5 protein-coding genes are annotated in these 6,876 nt (G+C 73.0%); 4 read left to right on the top strand and 1 reads right to left on the bottom strand.

All coding sequences use genetic code 11. The features are described from left to right. Positions 1-177: 177 nt before the first annotated feature. Positions 178-1,959 carry a glyoxylate carboligase gene (gcl, locus tag ACJ6WD_RS11390; protein ID WP_016574397.1) on the bottom strand — a complete coding sequence of 594 codons (1,782 nt, stop codon included), beginning with the start codon at positions 1,957-1,959 and terminating at the stop codon, positions 178-180. A 290-nt stretch (positions 1,960-2,249) separates the two neighbouring features. Here gcl and ACJ6WD_RS11385 point away from each other — a divergent pair, with 290 nt between their 5' ends. From ACJ6WD_RS11385 to ACJ6WD_RS11370, 4 genes are all read left to right on the top strand, one after another. After that, positions 2,250-3,395: an ATP-binding protein gene (locus ACJ6WD_RS11385; protein WP_407615727.1), complete on the top strand. Its 1,146-nt coding sequence runs from the start codon at positions 2,250-2,252 to the stop codon at positions 3,393-3,395. Beyond that, a complete protein-coding gene (locus tag ACJ6WD_RS11380; RefSeq protein WP_407615726.1) occupies positions 3,392-4,090 on the top strand; it encodes a response regulator transcription factor in 699 nt (232 codons plus the stop codon). Before ACJ6WD_RS11385 ends, ACJ6WD_RS11380 begins: the two co-directional genes overlap by 4 nt. Positions 4,091-4,327: 237 nt before the next feature. After that, positions 4,328-5,461, top strand: coding sequence for a non-hydrolyzing UDP-N-acetylglucosamine 2-epimerase (gene wecB, locus ACJ6WD_RS11375; RefSeq protein ID WP_407615725.1), 1,134 nt, complete (start codon positions 4,328-4,330; stop codon positions 5,459-5,461). 32 nt (positions 5,462-5,493) lie between these two features. Next, positions 5,494-6,822: a glycosyltransferase gene (locus ACJ6WD_RS11370; RefSeq protein WP_331246503.1), complete on the top strand. Its 1,329-nt coding sequence runs from the start codon at positions 5,494-5,496 to the stop codon at positions 6,820-6,822. The last annotated feature ends 54 nt before the right edge of the window (positions 6,823-6,876 follow it).

Below are 6,876 nucleotides of genomic sequence, written 5' to 3'. Positions count from 1 at the left end.
GAACAGGATCGACAGATTGACGTTGAAGCGCGTGTCCGTGAAACCCATAGGTCCCGGCGCTCCTTCCGGATAGCGGATTTCTGTTTTTGCTTTACGGGATGTTGATGGGGGCCGGGCGCGACCGTCAAGCCGCGCCCGGCACATCGTCCGGATCGGGTCCGGAAACCGACCCCTCGATCAGACCTTGAGCGGCTTGATCGCAGTGGGGGCGTGACCGGGCTCGGTCGCGACCTCTTCCCACTCGTTGACCTTGTCGATCTCCGCGGCGGCCATCGAGATGTTGGTGATCCGCTCCAGGATCGCCTCGACGACGACCGGGACGCGGTGCTCGGCGGCCAGCTTCTTGGCCTCCTCGAAGGCGGCACCCAGCTCGCTGGGGTCCGTGACCCGGATCGCCTTGCAGCCCAGGCCCTCGGCGACCTTGACGTGGTCCACGCCGTAGACGCCCAGCTCGGGCGAGTTGATGTTCTCGAACTCCAGGTTGACCTGGAAGTTGATGTCGAGGTTGCGCTGCGCCTGGCGGATCAGGCCCAGGTACGCGTTGTTCACCAGGACGTGGACGTAGGGGATCTTGTGCTGGGCGCCGACCGCCAGCTCCTCGATCATGAACTGGAAGTCGTAGTCACCGGAGAGCGCGACGACGGGGGTCTCCGGGTCGGCCTTGGCGACGCCCAGCGCGGCCGGGATGGTCCAGCCCAGCGGGCCGGCCTGGCCGCAGTTGATCCAGTGGCGCGGCTTGTAGACGTGCAGCATCTGCGCGCCGGCGATCTGGGAGAGGCCGATGGTGGTGACGTAGCGGGTCTCCGGGCCGAACGCCTTGTTCATCTCCTCGTAGACGCGCTGCGGCTTCATGGGGATGTTGTCGAAGTGCGTGCGGCGCTGGAGCTGGGCCTTGCGCTCCTGGGTGGAGGCGGCCCAGTCACTGCGGTCGGGCAGCTTGCCGGCGGCCTTGAGCTCCTTGGCCACCTCGACGAACAGCTCCAGGGCGGCCTTGGCGTCCGAGGCGATGCCGTAGTCCGGGGCGAAGATCTTGCCGATCTGGGTCGGCTCGATGTCGACGTGGACGAACTTGCGGCCCTGGGTGTACAGGTCCAGCTTGCCGGTGTGGCGGTTGGCCCAGCGGTTGCCGATGCCCAGGACGAAGTCGGACTCCAGGAAGTTCGCGTTGCCGTAGCGGTGCGAGGTCTGCAGGCCCACCATGCCGGCGTTCAGCTCGTGGTCGTCGGGGACGATGCCCCAGCCCATCAGGGTCGGGATGACCGGGGTGCCGGTCAGCTCGGCGAACTCGAGCAGCAGGTCGGACGCGTCGGCGTTGATGATGCCGCCGCCGGCGACGATCAGCGGGCGCTCGGACTCGTTGAGGAGGGTGATCGCCTTCTCGACCTGGGCGCGGGTCGCGGCCGGCTTGAAGGCGGGCAGCGGCTCGTACAGGTCCGGGTCGAAGTCGATCTCGGTGAGCTGGACGTCGATCGGCAGGTCGATCAGGACCGGGCCGGGACGACCGGAGCGCATCAGGTGGAACGCCTGCTGGAAGACGCCGGGGACCTGGGCGGCCTCCATGACCGTGGTCGCGGCCTTGGCGACCGGCTTGGCGATCGAGGCGATGTCGACGGCCTGGAAGTCCTCCTTCTGGATCACCGCGGTGGGCGCCTGGCCGGTGATGCAGAGGATCGGGATGGAGTCACCGGTGGCGGAGTAGAGACCGGTGATCATGTCGGTGCCGGCCGGACCCGAGGTGCCGATGCAGACGCCGATGTTGCCCGGGTTCGTCCGGGTGTAGCCCTCGGCCATGTGCGAGGCGCCCTCGACGTGGCGTGCCAGCGTGTGGTCGATCCCGCCCGCGGCCTTGAGGGCCGCGTAGAAGGGGTTGATCGCCGCACCCGGCACTCCGAAGGCGTTGGTAATGCCCTCGCGCTTGAGGATCTCCACCGCCGCGCGGGCGGCTGTCATTCGAGGCATCGAGTACTCCTGCGTCGACCTGTCACGGGCTGGCCCGACCGAAGGGGTCGGACTTAATTCCGCATCATGGAATTAATGTTTTGCTTTATGGAAGGAGAACGTAGAGCGAGAGCTTCGACCCGTCAAGGGGGGTTTCCGGCTCGGCCGCCCCGCCGGACGTGCGACGAGCCCGGGAAGCGCCCGGTGGCGGGCGGCGGACCGGAGCCCGGCGGGGCCGCACTCGCGGCACGGGCGGCCGTCCGACCCGGCAGATGCACGGCCGCGCCCGCCCCCGCGCGTACCGTGAGCGGGTGGACCGTGCGCGCGACCGACTACAGGCCGTCCTGGAGGCCCTGCCACGGGCGGCGATCGTGCAGGGCGGCGACGCGCACGTGGTCGCCGTCAACCGCCGATTCATCGAGATGTTCGCCCTCGACGGGGTGGACCACTCCCCCGGTGCACCGCTGGGCCCGGTCGTCGACGAGGTGGCCGGCCGGTTCGCGGTGCGCCCGGACCCGACCGCCGCGCGCACCACCGCCCTGGCGGCGCGCCGAGTGCACCGCGTCGCCGAGTTCCCACTCGCGGACGGCCGGATCATCCGGCGCGAGACGGCGCCGCTGTACGACCCGGACGGGCGGCCCAGCGGATCGCTGTGGACCGCCGAGGACGTCACCGAGACCAAGCGCCGCGAGCAGGCCCTGCACCGCGCCAACGCGGCGCTCGCCGAACTCGCCCGCCGGCGCAACGAGTTCCTCGCCTCCGCCTCGCACAACCTGCGGACCCCGCTGACCTCCGTCCTGAGCTTCTGCGACCTGCTCGCCGACCCGGCCTCCGGTCCGCTCGGGCCCGAGCAGCGGGAGTTCCTGGCCGCGATCCGGCGCAACGCCGAGCGCATGGCGTCGGTGATCACCGCGCTGCTGGAGACCGCCGTGCTGCGCGAACCGCGGCGCCGGCTGGAGTGCGCCGCGGTGGACGTCGCCCGGCTGGTCGAGCACGCCGTACTGGACCGGATGCCGACCCTCACGGCGGCCGGCGTGTTCACCGTGCTGCGCTGCGAACCAGGACCGCCACTGCGCGGTGACGAGCACCGGCTGGCGCAGGTGCTGGACAACCTCCTGGAGAACGCCGCGAAGTTCACGCCGTCCGGCGGCCGGGTCGGGATCGACGCCGCGCCGGACGGCGACGCCTGGCGCATCGAGGTGACGGACAGCGGCATCGGCGTACCGGCCGAGTACCGCGAGGAGATCTTCGCCGGCTTCGTGCGGGCCCCCAACGCCGAGCACGGCGGCTTCCCCGGCACCGGCCTCGGGCTGGCCTTCAGCCGCGACATCGTGCGCCGGCACGGCGGCGACCTGACGCTCTCCGACGCGCCGGGCCGCGGGGCGGTCTTCACCATGCGGCTGCCGACCCGGGGGCCCGGACCGGACGACGACACCGAGGGAACGGACGGGCCGTGACCCGGATCCTGGTGGTCGAGGACGACGCCGACGTGGCGATGGCGCTGCGCACCCTGCTCACCAGGGCCGGCTACGAGGTGCTGGCCGCCGCGGACGGCCGCGCGGGCCTGCGCCGCCTCTTCGCCGACGACCCCGACCTCATGGTGCTCGACGTCGGGCTGCCCGGTCTGGACGGCTGGCAGGTGCTGGAGCGCACCCGGGACCTGACCGACCTGCCGGTGCTGCTGCTCACCGCGCGCGGCGCCGAGAGCGACCGGGTGCGGGGCCTGCGGGCCGGCGCCGACGACTACCTTCCGAAGCCGTTCGGCAACGACGAGCTGCTGGCCCGGATCGAGGCCCTGCTGCGCCGCGCCGGCCCCGTGCGCTGGGCCGGCGCGGCGCAGGACGAGGCGCTGCGGCTGGTGCCCGAGCGCCGTTCGGCGGTCTGGCGCGGCGCGGAGGTCCGGCTCAGCGACATCGAGTACCGGCTGCTCCAGGTGCTGGTCCGCAACCGGGGCCGGGTGGTCACCACCGACCAGCTGCTCGACCAGGTCTGGGACGATCCGCAGGGCATCGGCCGGGACCGGGTGAAGTTCGCGGTGCTTCGGGTGCGGCGCAAGCTCCAGCAGGCCGCGGGCGGCCCGGACACCGACCCGATCGAGGCGGTGCGCGGACTGGGCTACCGCTACCGCGGCGACGGGGCCGGGGACGCCTGACCGCGCCCGGCGCCCGTACGGACCGGGACCGCCGGGACGGCTGACCGCGGTCGGCCGCGGGGTGGCGGACGTCCCGCCCGCACCGGGACCAAGGTCCCGCGCCGCGGCACGGCGAAGGTCCCCTCCTGCGGGCCCGGGCGGGAAAGCAACCCTCGGGCAACCGAACATCAGCCGTCGCGGCAACGGACGGCGGCGACCGTGGCGGACGTCCCCACCGCCCGTCCCCTGGGAGTCGCCTTGTCCGCCCTGCCGCCGCGCAGCGTCGCCGTCGTCCTCGGTACCCGCCCCGAGCTGGTCAAGCTCACCGAGCTGATCCGGCTGCTGGGCCCCGCCGCCCACGTCGTGCACACCGGGCAGCACTACGACGAGGAGCTCTCCGGCCGCTTCCTGGCCGAGTTCGGGATTCCCGAGCCGACCCGTCTGACCGGCGTCGGCGGGCAGCCGCGCGCCGTGCAGATCTCGGCGGCGCTCGGCCAACTCGATGCGGTGTTCCGGGCCGGGCCGACCCGGGCCGTGGTCGTCCAGGGCGACACCAACGCCGCCCTGGCCGGCGCACTGGCCGCCAACGCCCGCGCGCTGCCGCTCGTCCACGTCGAGGCCGGGCTGCGCAGCCACGACCGGAACATGCCGGAGGAGCACAACCGGGTGCTGATCGACCGGCTCGCCGACGTGCTGTGCGCGGCGACGCCGCAGAACCGCGACAACCTCCGCGCCGAGGGCGTCCCGGCGGACCGCATCGCCGTCACGGGCAACACCGTGGTCGAGGCGGTGCACCGCCAACTCCCCTCCGCACCCGCACGGTTGGCGCAGTTGACCCGGCGCGGACTGACCTGCGACGGCTTCGTCCTGGCCACCGTCCACCGGCCCGAGAACACCGACGACCCGGCCGCGCTGCGGGCCGTGCTCGGCGAGTTGGCCGCGCTCGCGGCCGAAACTCCGGTCGTGCTGCCGCTCCATCCGCGCACCCGGGCCCGCGCCGAGGCCGCCGGGCTGACCGACCTGCTCACCCCGCTGCGGGTCACCCGTCCGCTCGGCTACCGCGACTTCCTCGCGCTGGCCCGGCACGCGGCGCTGCTGGTCTCCGACTCCGGCGGCGTACAGGAGGAGGTCACCGTGCTGGGCCGGCCGCTGGTCGTGGTCCGCAACTCCACCGAACGCCCGGAGGCGATGGGCGACTTCGCCACGCTGGTCGCCCCGGGACCGGCGCTCGGCCGGGCCGCGCGGGAGCGCCTGGCACTGGGCACGGCCGGCCGCGCCCGCCTCGCCGCGCTGCCCAGCCCGTTCGGCGACGGCCGCGCCTCGCACCGGATCGCCGGCCTGCTGACCGGTCTGGTGGCCGAGCGGACCGCACCGTACGCCGCGGCCGCCTGACCCGCCCGCCCCAACGCGCCCCGGAGTAACCCGTGTTCGACAGTCTCCTCCTCTTCCTCTTCCCCCTCGTGCTGCTCGCCTGCTTCCTGCTCTACTGGGCCGGCGCCCGGCACGCCTACCGTCACCGCCCCCGCACCGAGGCCGGGGATCCGACCGCGCTGGACTGGCACTTCTTCGTGCCCTGCCGCGACGAGGAGGCGGTGGTCGGCGCCACCGTCACCCAGTTGCGGGGCGACTTCCCCGCCGCCCACGTATGGGTGATCGACGACGACAGTGACGACCGCACCGGGCACATCGTCGCCGCGCTCGCCGAGGAGGACCGCCGGATCCACCTCGTCCGCCGCGTGCGCCCCGACGCCCGCACCGGCAAGGGCGACGCCCTGAACGCGGCCTACGACCAACTCGGCGAGTTCCTGCCGGCGGACACCGACCGCGCCGGGGTCGTGGTGTGCGTGGTCGACGCCGACGGGCGGCTGGATCCCGGGGCCCTCGCCGCCGTGTCGGGACCGGCCGGCTTCGACGATCCGGAGGTCGGCGGGGTGCAGGTGGGCGTCCGGATGCGCAACGTGGACGAGCACCGTCCGCTGCCCGAGCGCGGCCGGGTCCCCAACGCCCTGGCCAGGCTCCTGGTCCGCGTCCAGGACATGGAGTTCGCGGTGTCGAACGCGGGGATGCAACTGCTGCGGGTGCGCACCGGTTCGGTCGGACTGGGCGGCAACGGCCAGTTCACCCGGCTGTCCGCCCTCGACCGGATCGCCGCCGTCGAGCGCCGGCCCTGGAAGCGGGGCGCGCTGCTGGAGGACTACGAACTGGGTCTGCACATGATCCTCGCGGGCTACCGGGTCACCCACGTCGCCGACACCTGGGTCTCCCAGGAGGGCCTGCCGCGCCTGCGTCGACTGCTGGCCCAGCGCACCCGGTGGGCCCAGGGCAACCTCCAGTGCGTCCGCTACGCCCCGCGCATCGTCTCCTCCCGCCACTACGGCGGCCGCGGCGTACTGGAGACCCTCTACACCTTCTGCCAACCGGTGGCCCACCTGGTGACGCTGGCGCTGACCGCGGCGCTGCTGGTGCTCGGCGGATGCGGGGCCCTGGTCCTGTGGCCGGTGGCACCGGTCCTGGCGGTGCTCGCCGTCGGCCCGTTCGTGCTGTGGGGTCCGGTGTACCGTCGCGACCACGCGCCGGAGGCGTCCCGCCTGACGGCCGTCCTGTGGGGGCTGGCACTGTGGCTGTACGCCTACCACCTGTTCGTGGTGTCGGCCCGAGGCTTCGTGCGGATGCTGCGGGGCCGCAACGGCTGGGCGAAGACCCGACGCAACGCGGAGCCGGTGACGGACGGCCCGGTGGCACGGGAGTCGTGACCGCCCTTCAGGCACTACGTCTCACCATCCGGACGTGGAACTGATCACATCGGA

Origin of the sequence: Streptomyces sp. VTCC 41912 (assembly GCF_045799175.1) — a bacterium.
Taxonomy (GTDB): Bacteria; Actinomycetota; Actinomycetes; order Streptomycetales; family Streptomycetaceae; genus Streptomyces; species Streptomyces albulus_C.
The sequence above is the reverse complement of the archived record's forward strand: the minus strand, read 5'-3'. Positions and strand labels throughout refer to the sequence as shown.